The sequence below is a fragment of the Vibrio galatheae genome (genome assembly GCF_000967545.1).
GTDB classification, from domain to species: Bacteria; Pseudomonadota; Gammaproteobacteria; order Enterobacterales; family Vibrionaceae; genus Vibrio; species Vibrio galatheae.
On sequence record NZ_JXXV01000028.1, the window covers coordinates 71,056 to 92,396 of the forward strand.

The following is a 21,341-nucleotide window of genomic DNA, read 5'->3' on the forward strand; positions in this document are numbered from 1 at the left end:
TGTCAATTATTCCTGCTGAGATTAGGCCCAACTCTCTTCCTCTTGGTCGGGAACAGGAAGCTCAGCTACATCAAACAGAGCCTCCAAATGAATCAGTATTAGATGTCCATTAGTCACCGACGCAATACCCCGAACATAACTATGGTCAACGTTGGTCGATACATGAGGTGACGGTTTAATTTGCTCTTCTGTCAGCGGATAAACCTCAGACACCCCATCAACGATAATTCCTAATGGGTGCTTATGTGAATCATTCAAAACAATCACAACTGTTGTTGAACTGATTTGCGCTGGAGCGAGGCCAAAGCGCATTCGTAAATCAACAATCGGCACATATTCACCTCGAATCTCTAACACCCCTTTCATATACTCCGGTGAGTTTGGAACCTGTCTTACCGTACTCCAGCCTCTCACTTCGCGTACATCAAGAATGGGAACACCATACTCTTCCCCTTCCAAAACAAAGCTGAGAAACTCCTGTGTTGTCATCATCTGTCAGTCCTCAAAATGCGGTCGATATTGAGCAGCTCTTCTGTGTCTAGCAATGACATCACATACTCGCCGACGTTAATAAGCCCTTGCAGATAAGGGGTCACAAGCGACTCTCCGACTGAAGGATACAGCTCATTTGAACCGCGACTTACGACATCGCTGACAGCATCCACAACTAAGCCCATAAGGCGGTCTTGTTCGCCATTGCTATATCGCAGCACGATAACCACTGTGGTCGGCAGGTAGTCGTTCGTACCAATAGAGAATCGCAGCCGTAAATCAACCACCGGCACAATCATGCCACGCAAATTAATGACTCCGCGGACAAACTCTGGTGCTCTTGGAATTGGTGTTGGCCGCTCCCAAACTCGAATCTCTTCGACATCTTTGATTTCCACTCCGTAGAGCTCATCTGCTAGTCGAAAGCTGAGAAAATCAGCGCTCTCGCTCACTTCAGAGCTGACGTTTTCTAATAGCATTTCAGCTTGAGCTTCAATGCCCTGTTTTGCTGCATCAGACATTGCATTGATGTTTTTCAGTTCGCTCGCCACTCCGTCCATAAATGCCCCCTACGCTGCAATGCCTTTATGGGCCGACTCAGAAGCTCGATTTAAGAAATTGGTAATCAATCCTTGGATATCGAGAATGAGTGATACCGAACCATCACCCAAGATGGTAGCTCCAGAAATTCCTGCCACTTTGCTGTAGTTCGACTCTAAGCTTTTGATAACAACTTGCTGCTGGTCGAGCAATTCATCCAGCAATAAACCAACACGATTTCCCGCCGCCTCAACAAAGCAGAGAATGCCATTGTCCAAGCTGTCGCTGGTGCCCATCTCCAATTCATCTTGCAGGCGTAAAATGGGGATGCTTTCTTCGCGCAAGCGATAAAGCTCTACTCCACCAGAAGCAAGTTTGATGCAGCTAGAGTCTATTTGAATCGACTCAACGATAGTTAATAGCGGTATGACATAGACTTCTCCAGCGACACGAACTAATTGGCCGTCAAGAATCGCCAGTGTGAGCGGTAAACTAATAGTGAAACGGCTGCCAGCACCAAGTTGTGATTCGACTTCGATATGACCGCCCAGCTCTTCAATGTTGCGCCTCACCACATCCATACCCACACCGCGCCCTGAGATATCTGACACTTGTTCCGCCGTCGAGAAACCGGGAGCAAAAATCAAGTTCATGATCTGTTTATCGGAAAACTCTTCTCGTCGCGAGTCCGAGGCCAGAACACCTTTTTCAAGCGCTTTATTCCAAAGTTTGTCGCAGTTCAAACCAGCGCCATCATCTTTGATTTCAATGACGATTGAGCCGCCTTGATGATAAGCGTTGAGTTCAATTATCCCCATCTCGTCTTTGCCGGCATCACGGCGTGCCTGAGGTTGTTCTATACCATGATCGATGCCATTTCTGACCAGATGAACAAGTGGGTCAACAATGCGCTCCAGAACCGTTTTATCAAGTTCGGTTTGTTCGCCCTTAATTTGCAAATCCACTTGTTTTTCAAGGCGACTGGATAGATCACGAACTAAACGGGGAAAACGGCTAAAAGCAAAACTCATCGGCAACATACGGATATTAAGTACGTTCTCTTGTAAGTCTTTGCTGTTTTGCAGCAGTTGATCTAATCCCGTTTTGAGCTTCTCTAGCTTCTCTATCGTGAAGTCGTTACCAATTTCAGTCAGCATTGATTGTGTAATCACCAATTCGCCGACTAAGTTAATCAGGCTATCTACCTTATCAATATCGACGCGAATCGAACTGACACTCGAATCGGATTTCGCCACTTTAGTTGACTTAGTTTCTTTCGCACTGGCAGGTTCAGAAAGGGCAGGGGGAAGTTCTGGCGACACACTTTCGTTCGTTTCCAATTGTGTATCTAAATTCTTTTGCTCGGGATGTATTTGCTGTTCGGCTTGGGCTCTCGCTATAACTAAATCACACTCGTCTTCAACCCACTCAAACACTTCTTTGATCAGTTCTTCATCCACACAGCCATCTAGGCTTGCTGTCCATGAGAGAAAGCACAGCTCTGCTTCAATTACGTCGATATCCGGTAGTTTTGAGCAGTCAGCCGAAATCTCGCAAGAATCATCGAGTTCGTTAAGTTCTCGTAAAATACGTAGGGGATCATTACCACTGAAAAACATTTCAGGGTGGGGAGCAAAGGTGATTAGCCAAGGCTGAGCAGGGTTAGCATCAGTGGCCATTATGGTATCGTTAGGCTCTTCGTTGACGGTCAGATCACCATCGCTTGATTCGCCCAATAAGCGGGCTAACTTCTCACTCACTTCGAGCTTAAGCGCTTCATTGACTTCACTTCCTTGTTCATGCCCTTCAAGCATGCTGTGAATACAATCACCACTTTTAAGCAGCAAATCAACCGTCTCTGCCGATAACGAGCGTTCATTGTTTCGGACTAAATCAAGATAAGCCTCAACGTTGTGAGTAAATTCACTGATGTCGAGAAGATTAAAAGTGCCAGCGCCGCCTTTGATGGAATGTGCGGCACGAAATATCGTATTGATCGATTCATCTTCTACATGATTCGGATCCAAGTTAAGGAGTACATCTTCAAGCACATCAAGATTTTCACGACACTCTTCGTAAAACATCTTGCGTAGCTGTTCCATGTCTAAAGCCATATAGTCGCCTCACCAAATGACGTTGTCGTGAGAAATTTAACCTGCTTAAATCACGCGTTTTAATGTTTTTAGTAGCGTATCAGGATTAAATGGCTTAACTAGCCAGCCTGTCGCTCCAGCAGATTTACCTTGTTGTTTTTTGTCTGTGCTTGTTTCTGTCGTCAACATAAGAATCGGAATGAACTTATACTGCGGCTTTTCTCGTAGCGCTTTTACCAATTCAAAACCACCCATGTTGGGCATGTTGACATCCGAGATCACCACATCAAATTTACAAGCACTTACCTTGTTCAACGCATCGCGGCCATCGTTCGCTGTTTCTACGTCATAACCTGCATCACGCAAAGTATGACTGACCATTTGACGGATCGAGACGGAATCATCCACAGCTAGAATCTTAGTCATGTTACGGTTCTCCAACTTCATTGTTCATATCAAATTGATTACTCAGACCGAGCGTATTTATGCCTTCAAGTAAGGCTGGTGTAGGTTGTATTAATTGAATGTCTAACTGATTGGACTTGGCAGAGATAAATAGAGAAGTTAACGCCTGAATTCCCGCTGCATCAACACGAGTGACACGTGATGCATCAATTTTGAGCAAATCACTGTTTGCAAGCCATTGTTTGTATTGGGTTGCGGAGTCAAGTACCGTTGATATATCCAACGATTCAGGTAGTGAACATTCCATGTTATCAACCTTTCGCTACTTATTATTATTCCTAGCCGATATTAAGCTTGATGCTTAGTAATGAGTTTAGAAAGGAATCACTAATTCGCAAGTTACTGATATACATAAAATGTATGCACTTTTGGGGGAAGTTCTTAGCGAAATATGTAATTATCTTTATATATTAGATAATTACATCAAATTTCACTCTTGGAAATATTTTATATTTTGTGGTTTGAACCAAAGGAATTTCAATTTACAGTGTAAAAAAGTGATTGTTTACACTGTAAATTCTCGTAATGAAGGATTCAACAACGCCGTGCTTTTTACAGTGTAAATTAAACGTTGTCTAGATCGGATTGGATTTGGCTGAGTAGCTCGAGTAACTGCTCCCTAAATGCGGTCTCTGCATGCTTGTTGCCAGCATAGCCAAAAGACGCTTTACACTGCGTCCAACTCCATTTTTGAACGACTCGTCGAACAAGCAAGTCAGACATCAACGCCACCAGTTTGGGTGACCTTCTCCACCAGATTTCGAGAAATGGCGCCACACTATCAAAGCTTGATCCCCCTTGGCCGTAATTGCGAATCAAGGCTACGGCACTAGGTTCTTCAACGGAAGCATTACAATTTGCCAGTAAACTACGGACAAGTTCAATCTCAAGTCCGTTAAAAGAATCACTCAAAGCATATTGCAAGGAGAGTAAGAAGTGTCGCTGCGCTTGATTGCGCCATGCGACATCGCCGTAAAGCATGATGAGGGAATGAGTACCACTCGCTTGGTCTCGTTGGCTGCCTAACTTAACCGGCTCAAATCCGCATTTTTGCCAAAAGGCCAGTAACTCGTGAGTTACGCCAAAGCTGGTGGAATAAAAATCGTACGACGTTTTATGTATAAGTCGAGTCAGCAAATTGTGACCGTATCCCTTACGTTGCAAACTAGGGTGAACCGCGATACGCATAATTCTGAGACTAGCCTGTTGCGCGGCCGCAGCAATCCCCATTTGGTTAGCGAGCATAGCCGGAACCAAATGTCCCTTGGGTCGACGTTGACCTAACTGAATCTGCTCGATCAGGTGACGATCTAGATTGCCTTCTTCGACAGTGAGAATACACCCTAAACATTGACCATCAACATACTGGGCATAAAGAGAAATAGCGTCATCCTGTAGGAGTAACATCAAGTCATTCGGTGACGTTTGATAATGGGCATTTACTAACAAAGCAAAACAGGCTCGTAACAGTGCAGGTTCATCAACCATTGCTTGTTTACTCACCCGTTTAAGCTCACCAAGATTGGACTCGCCGACGATTTCACCAAGGTCGGCATCAAGTAAGAACGAATCAAATAACCACTGTTCCAACGGATCCGACTCGCTCCATCGAATCGGCTGCTCTATATGAAAGAACTGTGTGCCAGGGCGTTCTTGTTTTAACCACGTTTGAAACTTGACGGTAAAACCGCGCCCACATCCTTCATAACCGTGAACTGTGGTCGAAAATACCGCTCGGTGGTAGTGTTCAACCATCTGCTGCAACATAGGAATGGGAATCGCTGAAGCTTCATCAACAAACAGACAATCACACGTTTTTTTATGGAGTAACAACTCATCGGGGGCGACAAACTCAATCATCGATTGCTGATATTGAAGCCGTCCCTTATCGAGGCTCGCCTCGGGGAGTAGACGCTTGGCATGCTCAAATACGGGTTGTACCGCAGCTAAACTTGGCGCGGTGACCACAATATGAATAGGAGAGCGCTGCTGGATAAGCTCTGCAGCGGCAATACCGAGTGCGCTACTTTTGCCTCTCCCACGGTCTGCCGTCATCACTAGTGGTCTTTTACGATGCCCTTCCACCACTTTTTTAACTCTTTCGACCGCTTGTGCTTGCTCAGTCAACGTCGCTTTGGATTCTGCTTTCGCTTTTTCTGGTAGTGGTAGTGGGCCTTGTTCCTTGAGCACAATGAGATTTTCTAACGCAGCTTGCAGCCAAACTTGATCAAAAGTGGGGCGCTCGTGTTGCTGAGGTAAAATTACGACCAAACCACCACCACGTACACTTCCGGTAGCCGCGGTAAAACTGTTGGCATCAAATCCTTCACGAAAATCACAGCACAGCAGTCGACACTCCTGACCGAGAAGCTGTTGACCTTGCTTATAGTTAACTCTTTTCCCCACAGGATTGGAACTTACATTACCAAGCAAGAAAATATCATCACTATCAACCAAGCTAAATAGCTGTGCGAGACAGTCTCGTTGCCAAGATTCATCTCCCTGCAGAACAACGCCATAGCGATGATTTGACTCAGTTGCAGATTGCAGCAGTTGGGAGAAATAGTGTTGGGTGACAATCATAGGATCAGGAAATCGACTGGCGTAACAAATAACCGACATTATGGCATAAAAAAAGCCGCGATTAAGCGGCTTGTCCAATTATTCTGATAGCGAACTAGTTGAGCTTAGTTGCGACTAAATCAAGTAACTCTTGCATCAAAGCATCATCGACCTTTTTCAGATTGAGCGTCAGATTGCTACCTTTGCGAGTGTAACTAGCACGACCTTTGACTAATTCAGTTTTGGCAACGGCTGGCTTGCTAGTTGGTTGTAGATCTTCAATCCAAGTTTCAATGGTCTCAGTCACTTCTTTAGTGATACGAGCCACACCTTGCGATTGGGTACGCTGCCAAACAAAACCGTCTTCAGAACGACATTTGTCCAGCAATTGACTCTGCTTTCCAGACTCTAATCCATTAAACTGTTTATGTAGCTTAACGATAGTAGGGCGGCCTAGCTCAGCCACATTAGGGTAGGCTTGCAATAGTTCGAGAGGTAAATCCGCCGCTTTCAAAGCGCCACTGACTAATGCCTCACTGCATTGGAACATTTTGGCTAGCGCTTTTTGATCTTCGGCTTCACCGCTTTCAAGTTTCGCCAGCATTTCTCTGCCCTTTTCATATAAAGAAAGAGGCTTATGAGCGTTGGCGACATCAGACAAGAACTTAGCGTGTTCAGTGCTAATATTCTCTCCAACGTAGATGAGGAATTCTTGATCAGCAAGAAGACACGACATGCGGCGGCGACTACCGTCTAACACTTCAATTTTGCCGTCTTCGCGTTTACGACCAACAGCTGGGTATTGTTGACCACGCTCTTTTAGCGTGACCAGCACGTCTGATAGTGCATGTTCGTTGAGGAATGACTGCTCTCGCGCATTCTCAGAAAAAACAACCGTGCGATCACTAATTTGATCGGCAGGAACACGAACGAGTTCAAATTGAACTTTCTCTTCACCCGCTACCGCAAGTTCGATAACTTGAGCCTGCTCTTTTGCGGCTTGTTGCGCTTCTTGAGGCGTCGTGACATGGCGCTTGTTCGCCTTGCCGAATAATCTTGCGTTTAAATCTGAAGTTTTAATGGCCATAGTTTACTTACCCCTGATTCAATGACGACCAATGACTATGAAGAACACGTTCAAGTTCTAGCGCACTCTTTTGCACCGCATCTTGAGCTGTAGCGAGCGTTTTCTTACCCCCTTCAAAATCGCCAGTGGTTAAGTCAAACACCGTACTGTACGTATCGGCACAAGTCTCGAACGCACGGCTACGCGGGATAGTCGCCATAGTAACCTGGTCTCCTAACAAGTAATTCATTTCGGTAAGAACAGACACTTGCTTCTTATTGTCATCTTCAAACATGGTCGGCATCAAGCGTACAAACTCTAGACCCTGCCAATCTTCGGGGAACATTTCATACACGGTCGGAAGATGCTGGAAGAAATTGACCGTCGATGCCCAATCAAGACGTTTCGCGGCACAAGGGATGAGCAAAGCGTTTGACGCATACATGGCATTCCACACTAAAGGATCCACGTGTGGTCCTGTGTCTATCATGATCACATCAAAATCATCGGCAATTTTATCAATCAGTTTTTCCTTGAGCAGCTTAACGATATCAAGTGATTGGTTTTGCGAGAGATATTGCCAAGCTTCAGCATTAAACATCGCATCTTCAGGGAAAGCCGAAACTGTTTTCAAATTCGGATACTGAGTCGGCAACAGCACATTTTTATGTAGAAACTCGTTATCTACTTCGACACCATCCGGCACGTTATCTAGCATCACATCAACAGCAGAATAAATATTATCGTGATCCGTTAAGCTGATTTGTGGATTCAAGAACAAGCGCAGTGAACCTTGGGGATCTAAATCAATAAGACAGATTCGATAGCGCTTATCCAAATTGAGTGCCAAGCAAGCCGCCAAGTGAACCGCAGTCATCGATTTACCTGTACCGCCTTTTTGGTTCTGTACATTGATGATCCAAGGTTTGTTTTCACAGTTCTTTTTGCGCTCATGAAATTTCGGGATGCCAGCCGCATCCATCAGCATGTGCGCTTCTTGCAAAGAAATAGAGTAGTGGTTGGCGTTATTCTTAGTGAACTGGTGACCAGCCTCTTCAAGCTTATTGATCGCGTCATCCAACTTACGTCGGGTTAACCCAGAACGCGTTTCCATCAATGCTTTTGACATCGGAGGAAAATGCTCATCGCTGCGCTCCTCCAATACAATTTCGATACGATCAGCCTGAACCTGAGCCGTTTTCTCAGCGAGCTGAATGAGACTCTCAATCGTATGTTCTCGTTTCATTTGCCAAATTCCGTTATTTAGTAACCTAGAATCATTGTACAGCACTAAGCCCAATAAACAACAAAAAGGTGAACACTCAATTATAGATTCTAATCACATTAAATAGAATTCTGACACTGATTTAATTGTTATTTAACAAAACAGCTCATTTTATTACCCAGAAAAGATGAACAACTAGACGAGTTAACCGCTGAATATTTAAATTATTACAGTGTCACTTATTTACATTGTAAAAAACATGGCCACTTTTTCTTCGGAACGATTAAGAATCAACGACAATTTACGGTACATGCACTTTGAACTTGAACCAAACTGCCGTCACAGCATGGCCAGTCAGAAAATCACTGACTCACTTCCTTTCGCGACTTCTAGACGGAACCATGATCAAGGAAGATATGGTGATCATGCTTTCGGTCGTTTTCGCGCTTTAAGGAACAATGATCAAGGGAAAGTACCTCAAAGCAAACTTAACCAAACATTTAAATAAAAATGATCAAAGATCGGATCAATGATCAAGTGTAGGAGGCTTACGGAAGCATGTAAAATTGTCGATATTTTACGGTGGAATGCAGATGAACTAAGAGTTAAGCGTAAACAGAGCAATAAATTGATGAAAATTGAACAGCAGCGCTAGCGTTCGTATCATTTATCTGAATACCATGATCATGCTTTCGATAAAATAAATATGAATAAACATTTGATGAAGTCTCAAGCTCATTGCTGTTCAACAGATAATATCGAGCACAACATAGACAATATCTGCGAAATAAGCTTCTCCTTGATCATCGTTGCGAAGAAATCAGGCAGCAAAAGAGACGAAGTTTTGCAATTGCATTCCGCAATACAACAAGCGCCTGTGGATAAATTGTGTAGAGATGATGATCATGCTTACGGACAACCAATGATCATTGATTCGTATTTGTTATGATCATTGTTCAAGATATTTTTGATCATGCTTTCAATAACTTAATGATCATGCTTTCACTTTAAACATGATCATGCTTTCGAGACGCTAAAAAAAAACTTGTTTATTGACAGTGTCTTACAAGCAAATCTCAGCCCGGATCATTAGATCATATAATCATTTAAGATCAGATTAATCAAAAAGATCAGTTATTTAAAAGCAATAATTTTTTCTTTATTTATGATCTTTTTTTCTTTATTCTTTCGGAACTATAGCAATATTACGGCTACTGTGACACGGATCTAATAAATGAGCTCAGACGAAAAACTACTGATCAAAGCGCCAAGAAGCCACAAAGATGGACACTTATTTGAAGTTTCTGAAGTTGCCGTCAATTGGATAGAGCAGTATCAACACTTCAAAGGCGTTACGAAAAGTATCGTCGAACTTCTCAACTTAATTTCTCTTCGAGGCTTTAGCAGCAAAGATGGATTGGTTTCTACCACGGAACTGATCGATGCGACTGATGGACAAGTCACTCGGGCGGCAATACAACAGAGATTACGTGCAGCGGTAACTATCGGACTTTTCCAGCAAGTTCCTGTCCGTTTTGAAGAGGGTCTCGCGGGCAAAACGATGTTACACCGTTTTGTTAATCCTAATCAGCTTATTTCTGTACTGGGAGCAACCAGTCTTGTCACCGAATCAGCTAAGCAAACAGAAAAGCAAAAACGCTCCAAAGCCTTGGCGCAAACTCAAGTTAATAAACGTCTGTTGAATGAGCATGGTCTCAATACGCCACCAGCAATGAAAGATGAGGCGGATCAATTTGTTGTCTCGCCAACAAATTGGGCAGGTATCATAGATCAAGCTCTTGCGCCGCCTAGAACAAGGAAAAGTTATCAGAAAAGTATGGTTTCGATCTCTGGTACACGCGCAGTGATCGAAACACGATCATCAAAAAATATAATGACCGTTGATGATCTGATGACCTTGTTTGCGCTCTTTACGTTGACAGTGCAATACCACGAACATCATCAACACCAGTACCAGCTTGATGGAACTCATGTACCGAATAAAACACCGCTCTATATTACCGACATATTGTCACTCCGTGGTAAAAAAGACAGCGGCCCCGCACGTGATTCTATTCGCGACAGTATTGATCGAATCGAATTTACCGACTTCCAACTTCACGAGCTTACAGGCCGATGGCTTAGTGAAAACATGCCAGAAGGCTTTAAGAGCGATCGTTTTCGATTTTTAGCCCGGACTATTACCGCATCCGAAGAAGCCCCTACGGAAGGCGCTGACGGCGAAATTCGCATTAAACCGAATTTGTATATTCTTGTTTGGGAACCTTCATTTTACGAAGAGCTCCTTACTCGTGATTATTTCTTCTTGTTTCCACCGGAAATTCTTAAACAACATACTTTGGTCTTTCAGCTCTACAGCTACTTCCGCAGCCGAATGTCACGTCGTCATTCTGATGTCATGTTGTTAAGTGAGCTCAACCAGAAGCTTGCGCGCAATATTGAGTGGCGCCGCTTCTCGATGGATCTGATTCGAGAATTGAAGAAGCTTTCAGAAGGAAAGGGCACAGAAGATCTGTTTTTGGTCAATTTGTGGGGGTATCACCTGACGATCACTGCGATGATCGAAAATGATAAAGTGAAGGACTACCAGTTTGATATCAAATGTGATGCCGAAGAGGTACTACGCTACTCGCGAGCGCGTACTACCAATGCTGGTAAGCGCAACATGGCCCCAACGCTACCTAACCCATTGCGCAACGAAATGGTATCGAAGCAACAACTTGAAGAGATGTCGCAGATTATTGATGGTGAGTTTGAACCGATTCAGCGCAAAGAGCGTTCTCCGCGTGGCAAACTTGGACGCCGTGTGAAACAGCGCAAACACTTGGTAGAGATCAATGCTGACGAGATAACCATTACTTTATCTAAATACACCTCCTCAGAGGCTCTAGAACGCTCTATAACGGCGTTGTCGGCAATGACAGGGCATTCCCATAGCTCAATACAAGAAGAGTGTCTGGAGTTGATTGACAAGCTTGACTACCTGAGAGTCGGCAAAGAGGTCATTCCTTATGAGACATTGAGCAAAATGGTCGAACTCTATAATGGGCAAAGTGAGAACAAACACTTGTCTATTGAGCGCCTGATTGCGGGGCTCGCAGTACGACGCAAAGTCTGTAAGCAGGTATTTGAAGGTCACTTGGATGAAAGTGTCTTCCGAGCATTGGATGAAGTCGCGGTGTAAACTGTATATAACGACAAAGCGAACACGAAAAAACCAGCGTCATGCTGGTTTTTTCGTGTTTGTTTGCGCAATCAAACAGCTTGTTACCCTCTTAAGGCTTATAGACAAAGCTACTACATTCCCCTGACAATACACTGACATTCAGCGCAGCAAAGTTGGCTAATATTTATCCCGAATAGACAACCTTTTGTCCTTTCTGATGAATGAGGGATTAGATTATCCCTCATAGATTGGCTCATATTGTTACATTCATTCTGAATATTTTGCGAGTTCTCAGAGCTCGCTTTTTTTTGCCTATCGTTTGCTGTTTCCCATCTCTCCAACGCTCAATTAATCGTAATAACCAAACCTTTGCATCTGACGTATCGAGAGTTTTTGCGCATCAGACAAAGCTTTTTCGATTGAAGTTTTGCCTTCTAAAGCTTCTGAAATCTTTTGCGCAGTGACCCCACCAATTGAGACAAATTCTGGAATAGAAACAAATTGGATTCCCTGATACGGCGAAGGGGGAAGGGTATTGTTAATGGGATCTGCCGCCAGAAGTGCTTGCAATTCGGCCTTGGCAAATGATCCCGAGGCTTGTAGAAACTGATCATTGTTGTAGGTAGAAATACGCGTACCGGTTGGGATATTCGCCCAGCCGTTTTTTTCCGCGACAAGTTCAATATACCCTTTTGAAGTTGCCCATGTGACGAACGTTTGGGCGGCATTAAAGTTCTTTGAACTGGTTGGTATCGCGAGTGCCCAAGCCCAAAGCCAATTCGATCCTTTACTGGTGACTTGATTGGGAGCCTGAACAAATTTCCATTTATCGGCAACACTACTTTTGGTTTTATCAGCAAGGAACGAAGCCGCCACGGAAGCATCTACCCAAATGCCGCATTTGCCTTCACGTGACAACGATAGAATTTCGTTGAAGCTATTCTTCTCAGCTTCTGGTGCGCCATAGTTCTTTTGCAAATCAACATAAAAGTTAACGGCTTGGGACCATGAACGGGAGGTGAGTTGAGGATTCCAGTCCATATCAAACCACTGTCCGCCGTAACTGTTAGCTATTGTAGAGATGAGCGCCATGTTGTCGCCCCAGCCTGGTTTTCCTCGCAGACAGACACCATAGATACCTTTACTCGGGTCGTGTATTGCCGCTGCCGCTTGTTTAATATCGTCCCAAGATGGTGTGTCAGAAAGTGAAATACCTTTATCAGCCAATAAATCTGCTCGATACATGGTGATAGAACTTTCTCCATAGAAAGGCGCGGCGTAGAGTGTTCCATTGTATGAAAGCCCATCTTTGACTGCAGGAAGGATATCGTTCACATCATAGCTTTTCGGAGGATTCAGTGGTTGTAGCCAGCCACGTTTGGCCCAGATTGGTGTTTCGTACATACCAATCGTCACCACATCGTACTTGTTAGTTTCGGCAGCTATGTCTGCAATGGCTCGCATGCGTAAGCTACCTTCACCATAAACATGCCAGTTCAGAGATATATCCGGATACTCTTTTTCAAACGCTGACGATAACTTCTGCATTTCTATCATATGTCCGTTGTTTACCGTGGCAATATTGATCTCCACGGCAACGGCATGAAAGCCAAATGAATAAAAAGCGAGACTGGTGAACAGTGGTAACTTAATGAATTTCATCTTTCTTTTCCTATCAAGAGCCATTCTCTAACAATAGCACCTATATTTATCAGTATGGATACTCACACTAACAAAACCAAACTGAGTATCAGCTCTCTATATTTGAAACGTCGCTAAGATTACATTTTGAGTAAAGTCAGAGCTTGTCGTTAATGTAAAAAACTCATTAAATACCTGTTGGTTTATTAGATGTTCTGAATAACTTAAATGCGATTCATATCACTTGGAATATTAATTCTGTATTAAAAACACCCATTAGTGTTATGTAGATCACACACGATTAAGTGCGGATGTTATTTGTGATGTGATTTGTATCACTATAATTTATATTTGAAATCATACTAAATACAAATCAAGCATAGGTTTATTGTGGGAATTTTTCGTTAGAGTTTTGGCTATATGATTAGCTAAAAATAGTGACAGGCTTCTACTTGATAATCTAATTACTGCAAATATTTCGGTGAAAGTTGTCTATTTTATTAATAGGTGAATGTTTCCGCTTGGAGAGTGAAAATGATTTCCGTGTCAAAAATGACCAATCTATCGACCAAAATTATCCTCAGTTTTTCTGTTATCGGTTTACTCTTTATTGGATCAACCATATACAGTTATCAAAATAGCCAACAAGTCATTGCAGGGTTGTTCAAAATCAATAACGAGTCTTCTCCGGTTGTACAGTATGCCTCGAAGATCAATGAGTTGGTGCTCAATTTGGAAATGACCTCAAGAGAGGTTAGCCATGCTCAAACTAGCGCCACGTTCAATCCGCTCTCTCAAGCATTAACGCAATATAAATCTGAGCTGGACAGTGCGTTAAATTCGTTGAGTCAGGTGGCGTTAAATGGGGAACTCGCCAGTGTCGTTGACTCAACGCTGAACGGAATTAACCAAGAAAAACTGGGTATCGAGGCCAAAACGACCGAGTTGGTAAGCCTCCAGCATGACATTATTGAAACACAAACCCGAGCGAAAGAACTCATCGCCACCTTGTCTGAGTTACAAGATCAAATTGTTCCCTTGATGGAAGCGACCTTGTTTGAACTCGATGACGATGCGGTTATATCTACCGTAAATGAAATTAACGCGTCGGTTGTTAATGGTTTACGCGTCATTGAAATGATCTCCGGAGCACAAAGCGTTGCTGAAATTGGAGCGTTAAAAGATGCATTCGTTAGTTGGCAGAACAAGCATTCGAATCTGTTACCAACCCTGATTTTTGCATCCGATGAGGCGTTCTATCAAAAGTTCGTCAGGGAGCTGTCGCGTTTGACCTTACTATTACTGGATTCAGTGGAAGGGGATGCAGGGCTGATAGCATTACAAGAGTCAAATTTAGCGCTCGCGGCAACTCAAGCTGAGTTAGTGAGCGGATTGGAGCAAAGCCTACATCGCCTCAATCAGTCGACGCAGATGCTGTTAACGGAATCGTTCCAATCGAACAACGCCCTATCTGAAGGAATCAATCTTAGCGCAGAGTATCAGAATCAGGTGTCGATCTATGTGGGTTTGGCAATTATTGGCGGAATATTGGTCATTTCAGTCTGGATGACTACCTTCATTAAGAAGTCGATCAAAGGGTTAACTCAAGAACTTGATGCGCTCTCACGTGGTGAGTTGAGGAATATTCCAGATGCCCACAGATCCGATGAATTTGGTGTACTCAATCAGTATCTGATTCAAGTTGTACAAAACTTGAAGCAGACGGTGGTTGATATTGAAGCCTCGTCGAATCAGGTCAATGAATCGGTCGAAAAAGTGGCGATGAGTTCGACCGATACTCGAGAAATCGTTCAGAGGCAGAAATCTGAGCTTGACGCGATTGCCGCCGCATTGGTCGAAATGAGTTCTACCGCACAAGAGGTCGCGCAGCATACCGAAACAACCTATAGCCGAGTGCTTTCCGCGAGCGATTTATCACGAGCTGGCCGTGAGCAAGTACAAAGCAGCCGTCAAAGTGTTGAAGGAATGGTGGGACAGACCAAGGAAACGATTGTCGCTATCAATAATCTTAATGAGGGCGTTAAGAGTATAGAGACCATTATTGATACCATCACAGGCATTGCTGAACAAACTAACCTTTTAGCGCTCAACGCAGCGATAGAGGCAGCTCGTGCGGGCGAGCATGGTCGGGGCTTCGCTGTTGTTGCGGATGAAGTTCGTCATCTCGCTACCAGAACTCAAGATTCCACGCTAGAAATCCAAGATAAAATCAGTTCTATGGTTGCGGATTCCAAGTCGGCAGTCGATGTGATTTCAAGAAGCGAAAAGTTAGCGAACGACAGTCTAGAGCAAGCGACTTCAGCGGATGAAACCATTGTGAATTTCGAACAGTTTATGACCGAAATTCAAGACTTAAGCCATTTGATATCAACGGCAGCAGAGCAGCAAGCGGTGACGCTAAAAGAGCTTGATCAAAATATCAACCAAGTCGCCATGCTGGCCGATCAGACTAATAGTAAGGCGGAAGCGACGGAAGTTGAAGCAAGTTCTCAGGTAAGTATTGTTGATGTGCTGAAGTCGAAAGTCGCTGTGTTTTCGTTTGAGCGTTAATACGATTTGACCCTTTCATCGTTCCCCTTTCTCCAACTCATTTTACCGTAGAAAGGGGAATGTTTTTGATCATGTTGCCATATATCTAGCTATCTGGCTTTGGTTGCCAATCCCGATTGTGATTAGGGCTGTGCTAGGCGGTATTGTGATGGTGAAAGCGTTCTTGCAGCCAGTCAATAAATACGCGAGTACGCGACGATAGTTGCTGGCGATGCGTCATTAAGGCTGATACAGGCATGGCAGGCGGTGGTGTCTCGGGTAGCAGCTCAATCAGCCTTCCATGAGCCAATTCCTGTTCAACTCTGTAGCGCGGCACTTGAATGATTCCAAGTCCAGTTAACGCAGCACCAGTATAAAGATCGGCGCTGTTTACAAATAAATTGGTTGGCACGACGACCTGTTTCTGCTGCCCTTCAACCATAAAGTCTAAGTCCGTTTGATGACCGAACTCTTTTGATCTATAGCCTATGGTGACATGATCCGCTAACTGAGCTATGTCGGTTGGTAGACCAAATTTGTTTATATACTTTGGGCTGGCGACAGTGACTTGAGGCATTAATGCCAAAGGCTTGGCGACCAGTGTTGAGTCCAGCAAAGTCCCCGCGCGTAATACACAATCTACCCCTTCTTTGACTAGGTCGATCAAACGATCATCAACGCCAATGTGCAGTTGGATCTCCGGGTATCGCGTCATAAAGTCATCTAAATACGGCATCACGAAATGTTGAGCTAACGTGCCTTGCAAGTTCACTTTGAGCAGCCCCTTGGGATTCTTGGCCAAAAATGTACTTTCGGTGTCTTCAAGCTCTGAAAGAATGTGTAGGCAGCGTTGATAAAAGTATTCGCCTTCTTGAGTCATATTAACGCGTCGCGTTGTGCGCTCTAACAACCGAGTTTCTAAGCGTGCCTCTAGTCTTTTGACCATATTGGTTACGGTTGCACGAGGGATGTGCAAATCATCGGCTGCGAGTGTAAAGCTACTGCGTTCTGCGATTCGGACAAAAATCTGCATTTCCTGAAAACGATCCATTGATGGCCTCATTGTTAACGCAAATGAAATAGTTAAATTAAATCTACGGTGATTATCTCAATATGACAAGGCAGTATGCTGGAAGCTCAATTAATTGAGCATAAAAGGAAAAGGTATGATCAATCATAATCCAGTCGCAATTGTCACCGGTGCGTCACGCGGGATTGGTGCGGCCGTTGCTTGCAAACTGGCTGAAGATGGCTTTTGCGTCGTTGTTAACTACCAAAATGGTAAAGATCAGGCGGATAGCGTTGTTGCTACGATAGAAGAGCGCGGCGGAACGGCGATCGCTATTCAGGCTGATATCTCAAATCCAGATCAAGTACAAGGGCTGTTCGAGCAAACCAAATCCAAGTTTGGCAAGGTCAGTGCTTTAGTGAATAACGCTGGCATCCTTGAAATTTCGCCGTTTGATCAGGCAACACATGAACAGCTGACGCGTACATTCACCATTAATACGTTTGGCGTTTTTTATGCAATGCAACAGGCATTTAAGCATCTTGAACAGGGTGGGCGTATCGTCAACCTCACTAGTACAACACTCGCACTGAATATGCCGGGATACGGTGTTTACAATGGCTCTAAAGCCGCCGTTGAAGCCTTTACGCGCGTGGCTGCTAAGGAGTGCCGTGGACGTCGAATCAGCGTCAATGCTGTAGCGCCGGGGCCAGTTGCCACTGAATTGTTTTTAAAAGGTAAGAGTCCTGAGCAGATTGAACAGTTTAGCAAAATGGCACCACTCGAAAGACTCGGGGAAACGGATGACATTGCTCATGTAGTCGCGTTTCTTTGTTCTTCGGCGGGAGGCTGGGTTAATGGTCAAGTGATCAGGGCAAACGGTGGGCTGGCCTGAATAAATCTGCGGTTGATAAGCGCGTTTCCTTGACGGCTTGTTGTCATATTCCGGAACTATGATCAAGGTACATCGTACAGACGGAATACGAACGTCAGTGTAGAGTGTTGCTGCGCTCAGCTAAGGGTTCATTCCAAGCGTAGTCGGTCATGAACTGTACGTGGTTTTCGATGAGTCGATGAGCTTCTGATTGCCACACTACTTGGCTTTGCTGATTGCAGAACTCTAGGCTTAGCACTGCTAGGTGCTGCATTCGCTTCATACACCAATCTCGAAGCGTTAACTCACTTGAGGGATTGGTGACGACGAGCTGTAACTTGCCATAGGCGAGTTGTAGATATGGGTATGCGATATCGGGTTCGTTGAAGCGCGCACACTCAAAAAGTCGTAAACAGCCATCTAACCAACAGGCGATGGCTTTACTCTGCTGCGGGGTAATGTATGGCCCCCAAATAGGATCTGGCGGCGAGAGAATCAAGGTTTCGAGAGTTCGCCCTTGATCATGCTTTCGAGTTTGATACCAGATTTCGATCTGTTTCACCCAACTATCGAGTTGATTCATCTTGGCTCAATCCATGTCATTCGCTCTGACTGAAAACTGATTGAAACACCGTCATGGTTTACCAGTGCTCTTAACCAGCCACTAAAGATCAGTGTGGTGCATTCCTGAGTGAATTACCAAATCGTATTATATAAATCAGAGAGACTATTTTGTTGCGAGCCTTGGCGGAAGGATAAGATAACAAGAGCGAAAAATGAGACTCGGATCGCCTTCGTTTTTGTAGGGGTAATCCTTTAAATGTACTGTGCAACAATATGGGGTGCAAAGCTTATTTATACAAAAAACAGTAAGAGTTTCTGAACTATTAGCACAATCACATAATGGAGCTAAAATTCTTAACAAGGGATAAGAGGTTTTGCTACAGATTAGTTGTCCCTAGCATGGTTTGTTCGGAGGTTATTATGTCCATTAATTCTATTGACCATGATGAAATGAGTAAAATTGCAGGCACGTGGGACTTCACGGAAGAAGTAGAATCACAAAAGCCAAATAAGAGTGTCAAATCTGCCGAAGCTCGTCGTCGTATTGAAGCATTAAAAGAGATTCGTGAAAGTGGATTAACAATCGAAGAGGCGAAAGAACTGGGCATTTTGCACTAGTTGTGACGCACAAATGCGATTACCTAAGGGTGGCTCGGGAAAGCCACCCTTTGTTTTTGAAATTTTTTTGATCTAATCCTCCACTCTCGCCTCGAATCCCTCTCAACATTTGTCTTGGGTGTGATATATTGCCTCCCCATATTTTTACAGATTTGAGCTTTGCTATGTCGATCAACCTGTCTACGCTTCCAGCAAGTGACAAAAACAAGATTGAACTTGATAAACAAGCCTCGTTTTTGGTTTGGAAACTTCGTGAGGCAAAAGCGGTGCCTGATGAGATTGACCAGGTAGCAGCAAAAATCACAGACCAGGAAGAGCAAGCCTCGTTCTTAGAGTCTGTAGCTAAATATAAGCGAGTAATGGGCGTCGCGTAATGCAGCCAATTCCTCAGCAAGGCGAGAAATTGAAATGTGCTCGCTTTTTGCTAAAATCCTTCGCGTTAAATTGAATTAGAGAGAACATCCCGATGGGAAGAAGTTTTGAAGTGCGCAAAGCCTCGATGGCTAAAACTGCTGGCGCAAAAATTAAAGTTTATTCCAAATACGGTAAAGAAATTTACATGTGCGCGAAAAATGGCGGTGCAGACCCAGACATGAACTTGTCTCTTAAGCACCTGATCGCAAAAGCGAAAAAAGACCAAGTTCCTGCACACGTTATCGACAAGGCGATTGATAAAGCGAGTGGCGGCGGCGGCGAAGACTATGTTCCTGCACGCTACGAAGGCTTTGGCCCTGGTGGCACGAGTGTCATCGTTGACTGTCTAACTGATAACGGTAACCGTACTTTCCAAGATGTACGCCAGTGCTTTGTAAAAACAGGCGCAAAAATTGGTGTTGAAGGTTCCGTGTCTCACATGTTTGATCACCAAGCGGTATTCCAGTTCAAAGGCGACGATGACGAAGTCATTCTTGAAACGCTAATGATGGAAGATGTTGATGTGACTGATGTAGAGCTTGAAGATGGTGTGATTACCGTATTTGCTCCTCACACTGAGTTCTTCAAAACTAAGACGGCTCTTAATAGTGCGTTCCCAGATCTGACTATTGATGTGGAAGAGATCACTTTCGTTCCGCAAACTCACACGCCAATCGCGGGTGAAGACGCTGAAAAATTCCAGAAGTTTCTTGATCTTCTAGACGACTGTGATGACGTTCAGCAGGTTTACCACAACGCTGAGCTATAATCGCTACCTAGATAAATGAAAACCGAGCACATCGCTCGGTTTTTTTATGCTTGCGGAATGGTCGTGACGCAATCCAGCCAGTTCGATAGTTTGCGGATCTGAGGCAACACTGTTAGGTTGAGCAATAGGGCGGTAGGCCAAGCAAGTAGAAAGCTGTCTAACCACATCTCAGGCCACTCAATACTAAAGCCCAATCTGTAACCTGAAATTAGCCCTGACATAATGATTGCCATAGTCAGCGATGACAGTAGCGCTGAAATCCAAAAGTGTTTACGGCTCATAAAATCTCCTATTGGTGGTGTTTTTCCGGTGCTATTAAGGATATAACTATCCAATAGTGAAAAAAATAAGCAGGTATAGAAGCATGAGTTCCATATTTGGAAACATCGATGATCTCTATTTGTTTTGTTATGTCGTGGAAGAAGGTTCTTTGCTCGCCGCGTCGAAAAAACTGCAGCTGCCAGTCTCTACTATGTCTCGCCGCTTATCTGCTCTTGAACAGCGTCTTAATACCCGACTTCTTGAAAAGCAGGGCAGAGAGCTGGTGGCCACTCAAAGTGGCTTAGAAGCTTTCGAGTTGCTTCAGAGTGGTATGGAATCCATCGAAACGGGTTTTGGGCAAATGCTTACTGATACCCAAGAGGCCTCTGGCAAGATTAAACTTGCGATCCCGCACAGCTTTTATCGTGCTTTTGTTGGTGAAGTCGTTGAGCGTTTCTTGGTCGAACATCCTAAAGTTTCCATTGATCTGGTGCTCAGTCAGGAGCAAGTTTCACCACAAACCGATCGAGATCTTTTGATAACATTTGAGTTGGCTGATATGCACGACATGATAGCCAGACCTTTGTTCAAGGCGAGACAAGCGTTTTATGCTAGCCCAGAATATTTACAAAAAGTGGGTGAGATTAACGATCTAGCGACGCTTAGTCAGCTTGATTGGGTGAGTGTGGATCACTCATTGGATATTTCGGTTTACCAACAGGATCAGTTGGTCGATGTGATGACAGTGACGCCGAAATTGATCGTCAATGACATCCTCGCCGTGTGCGGCGCGGTAGAAAAAGGGCTCGGGGTTGCTTCGTTGCCATTTAGACATGTCCATAAGGGAATGAATGTCGTACGTGTCCTACCTCAATACCAACGTAGCGTGCGACAAGCTTATTTGGTTTATAAACAGAGGCGCTATCAGCCAAAAGCGCTGAGTTTATTGATTGAACGCTTAATGAATGGTGTCGAGAAAATGCAAAAGCCTAAGGATTTTACACTGTAAAC

19 protein-coding genes are annotated in these 21,341 nt (G+C 44.2%); 7 read left to right on the forward strand and 12 right to left on the reverse strand.

The features are described 5' to 3' along the window. Positions 1–21: 21 nt before the first annotated feature. The 8 genes from TW81_RS15840 to TW81_RS15880 all read right to left on the reverse strand — a co-directional run bounded on the left by TW81_RS15840 (position 22) and on the right by TW81_RS15880 (position 8,464). Positions 22–492, reverse strand: a complete 471-nt coding sequence (locus tag TW81_RS15840; RefSeq protein ID WP_084715937.1) for a chemotaxis protein CheW — start codon at positions 490–492, stop codon at positions 22–24. After that, complete coding sequence (locus tag TW81_RS15845) at positions 489–971, reverse strand: chemotaxis protein CheW (protein WP_045956872.1); 483 nt, start codon at positions 969–971, stop codon at positions 489–491. The genes TW81_RS15840 and TW81_RS15845 overlap by 4 nt, the downstream gene beginning before the upstream one ends. A 90-nt stretch (positions 972–1,061) precedes the next feature. Next, the gene (locus TW81_RS15850; protein ID WP_045956707.1) at positions 1,062–3,146 is read right to left on the reverse strand and encodes a chemotaxis protein CheA; all 2,085 of its coding nucleotides are present in this window, start codon (positions 3,144–3,146) and stop codon (positions 1,062–1,064) included. Positions 3,147–3,191: 45 nt separating this feature from the next. After that, complete coding sequence (locus TW81_RS15855; RefSeq protein WP_045956708.1) at positions 3,192–3,551, reverse strand: response regulator; 360 nt, start codon at positions 3,549–3,551, stop codon at positions 3,192–3,194. A gap of 1 nt (position 3,552) precedes the next feature. After that, a complete protein-coding gene (locus TW81_RS15860) occupies positions 3,553–3,837 on the reverse strand; it encodes an STAS domain-containing protein (protein ID WP_045956709.1) in 285 nt (94 codons plus the stop codon). A gap of 317 nt (positions 3,838–4,154) precedes the next feature. Continuing rightward, a complete protein-coding gene (locus TW81_RS15870; protein ID WP_239424385.1) occupies positions 4,155–6,212 on the reverse strand; it encodes a tRNA(Met) cytidine acetyltransferase TmcA in 2,058 nt (685 codons plus the stop codon). A 55-nt stretch (positions 6,213–6,267) separates the two neighbouring features. Continuing rightward, positions 6,268–7,239, reverse strand: coding sequence for a ParB/RepB/Spo0J family partition protein (locus tag TW81_RS15875; protein ID WP_045956711.1), 972 nt, complete (start codon positions 7,237–7,239; stop codon positions 6,268–6,270). A gap of 7 nt (positions 7,240–7,246) precedes the next feature. Beyond that, positions 7,247–8,464: a ParA family protein gene (locus TW81_RS15880; protein WP_045956712.1), complete on the reverse strand. Its 1,218-nt coding sequence runs from the start codon at positions 8,462–8,464 to the stop codon at positions 7,247–7,249. A 1,213-nt stretch (positions 8,465–9,677) separates the two neighbouring features. Between TW81_RS15880 and TW81_RS15885 the strand changes: the two genes are divergently transcribed. Then, entirely contained in the window at positions 9,678–11,648 is a 1,971-nt protein-coding gene (locus TW81_RS15885; protein ID WP_045956713.1) for a replication initiator protein RctB domain-containing protein, read from the forward strand. A gap of 330 nt (positions 11,649–11,978) precedes the next feature. Here the strand turns inward: TW81_RS15885 and TW81_RS15890 are convergent, their stop codons facing one another. Then, complete coding sequence (locus TW81_RS15890; RefSeq protein ID WP_045956714.1) at positions 11,979–13,292, reverse strand: ABC transporter substrate-binding protein; 1,314 nt, start codon at positions 13,290–13,292, stop codon at positions 11,979–11,981. Between the two features lie 513 nt (positions 13,293–13,805). Between TW81_RS15890 and TW81_RS15895 the strand changes: the two genes are divergently transcribed. Next, on the forward strand, positions 13,806–15,842 hold the full coding sequence (locus TW81_RS15895; protein WP_045956715.1) for a methyl-accepting chemotaxis protein: 2,037 nt from the start codon (positions 13,806–13,808) through the stop codon (positions 15,840–15,842). A 133-nt stretch (positions 15,843–15,975) separates the two neighbouring features. Here the strand turns inward: TW81_RS15895 and TW81_RS15900 are convergent, their stop codons facing one another. Next, complete coding sequence (locus TW81_RS15900; RefSeq protein ID WP_045956716.1) at positions 15,976–16,872, reverse strand: LysR family transcriptional regulator; 897 nt, start codon at positions 16,870–16,872, stop codon at positions 15,976–15,978. 115 nt (positions 16,873–16,987) lie between these two features. Between TW81_RS15900 and TW81_RS15905 the strand changes: the two genes are divergently transcribed. Continuing rightward, positions 16,988–17,725, forward strand: coding sequence for an SDR family oxidoreductase (locus TW81_RS15905; RefSeq protein ID WP_045956717.1), 738 nt, complete (start codon positions 16,988–16,990; stop codon positions 17,723–17,725). 94 nt (positions 17,726–17,819) lie between these two features. Here TW81_RS15905 and TW81_RS15910 read toward each other — a convergent pair whose 3' ends face one another. Continuing rightward, positions 17,820–18,287, reverse strand: coding sequence for a hypothetical protein (locus TW81_RS15910; protein WP_045956718.1), 468 nt, complete (start codon positions 18,285–18,287; stop codon positions 17,820–17,822). 401 nt (positions 18,288–18,688) lie between these two features. On the opposite strand from TW81_RS15910, the gene TW81_RS15915 reads away from it, so the two are divergent. From TW81_RS15915 to TW81_RS15925, 3 genes are all read left to right on the forward strand, one after another. Beyond that, the gene (locus TW81_RS15915; protein WP_045956719.1) at positions 18,689–18,886 is read left to right on the forward strand and encodes a PA3496 family putative envelope integrity protein; all 198 of its coding nucleotides are present in this window, start codon (positions 18,689–18,691) and stop codon (positions 18,884–18,886) included. Between the two features lie 164 nt (positions 18,887–19,050). After that, the gene (locus TW81_RS15920) at positions 19,051–19,260 is read left to right on the forward strand and encodes a DUF3283 family protein (RefSeq protein WP_045956720.1); all 210 of its coding nucleotides are present in this window, start codon (positions 19,051–19,053) and stop codon (positions 19,258–19,260) included. 92 nt (positions 19,261–19,352) lie between these two features. Beyond that, a complete protein-coding gene (locus tag TW81_RS15925) occupies positions 19,353–20,069 on the forward strand; it encodes a YebC/PmpR family DNA-binding transcriptional regulator (RefSeq protein WP_045956721.1) in 717 nt (238 codons plus the stop codon). A 44-nt stretch (positions 20,070–20,113) separates the two neighbouring features. Here TW81_RS15925 and TW81_RS15930 read toward each other — a convergent pair whose 3' ends face one another. Next, positions 20,114–20,350, reverse strand: coding sequence for a DUF2798 domain-containing protein (locus tag TW81_RS15930; protein WP_045956722.1), 237 nt, complete (start codon positions 20,348–20,350; stop codon positions 20,114–20,116). Between the two features lie 83 nt (positions 20,351–20,433). On the opposite strand from TW81_RS15930, the gene TW81_RS15935 reads away from it, so the two are divergent. After that, entirely contained in the window at positions 20,434–21,339 is a 906-nt protein-coding gene (locus TW81_RS15935) for a LysR family transcriptional regulator (protein WP_045956723.1), read from the forward strand. Positions 21,340–21,341 lie beyond the last annotated feature (2 nt).

Coding starts and splice junctions, on each gene's coding strand:
- TW81_RS15885 (WP_045956713.1), top strand. CDS start 9,678: ATGAGCTCAGACGAAAAACTACTGATCAAAGCGCCAAGAAGCCACAAA.
- TW81_RS15900 (WP_045956716.1), bottom strand. CDS start 16,872: ATGGATCGTTTTCAGGAAATGCAGATTTTTGTCCGAATCGCAGAACGC.
- TW81_RS15905 (WP_045956717.1), top strand. CDS start 16,988: ATGATCAATCATAATCCAGTCGCAATTGTCACCGGTGCGTCACGCGGG.
- TW81_RS15840 (WP_084715937.1), bottom strand. CDS start 492: ATGATGACAACACAGGAGTTTCTCAGCTTTGTTTTGGAAGGGGAAGAG.
- TW81_RS15920 (WP_045956720.1), top strand. CDS start 19,051: ATGTCGATCAACCTGTCTACGCTTCCAGCAAGTGACAAAAACAAGATT.
- TW81_RS15915 (WP_045956719.1), top strand. CDS start 18,689: ATGTCCATTAATTCTATTGACCATGATGAAATGAGTAAAATTGCAGGC.
- TW81_RS15860 (WP_045956709.1), bottom strand. CDS start 3,837: ATGGAATGTTCACTACCTGAATCGTTGGATATATCAACGGTACTTGAC.
- TW81_RS15850 (WP_045956707.1), bottom strand. CDS start 3,146: ATGGCTTTAGACATGGAACAGCTACGCAAGATGTTTTACGAAGAGTGT.
- TW81_RS15930 (WP_045956722.1), bottom strand. CDS start 20,350: ATGAGCCGTAAACACTTTTGGATTTCAGCGCTACTGTCATCGCTGACT.
- TW81_RS15875 (WP_045956711.1), bottom strand. CDS start 7,239: ATGGCCATTAAAACTTCAGATTTAAACGCAAGATTATTCGGCAAGGCG.
- TW81_RS15890 (WP_045956714.1), bottom strand. CDS start 13,292: ATGAAATTCATTAAGTTACCACTGTTCACCAGTCTCGCTTTTTATTCA.
- TW81_RS15870 (WP_239424385.1), bottom strand. CDS start 6,212: ATGTCGGTTATTTGTTACGCCAGTCGATTTCCTGATCCTATGATTGTC.
- TW81_RS15855 (WP_045956708.1), bottom strand. CDS start 3,551: ATGACTAAGATTCTAGCTGTGGATGATTCCGTCTCGATCCGTCAAATG.
- TW81_RS15935 (WP_045956723.1), top strand. CDS start 20,434: ATGAGTTCCATATTTGGAAACATCGATGATCTCTATTTGTTTTGTTAT.
- TW81_RS15895 (WP_045956715.1), top strand. CDS start 13,806: ATGATTTCCGTGTCAAAAATGACCAATCTATCGACCAAAATTATCCTC.
- TW81_RS15925 (WP_045956721.1), top strand. CDS start 19,353: ATGGGAAGAAGTTTTGAAGTGCGCAAAGCCTCGATGGCTAAAACTGCT.
- TW81_RS15880 (WP_045956712.1), bottom strand. CDS start 8,464: ATGAAACGAGAACATACGATTGAGAGTCTCATTCAGCTCGCTGAGAAA.
- TW81_RS15845 (WP_045956872.1), bottom strand. CDS start 971: ATGCTATTAGAAAACGTCAGCTCTGAAGTGAGCGAGAGCGCTGATTTT.
- TW81_RS15910 (WP_045956718.1), bottom strand. CDS start 18,287: ATGAATCAACTCGATAGTTGGGTGAAACAGATCGAAATCTGGTATCAA.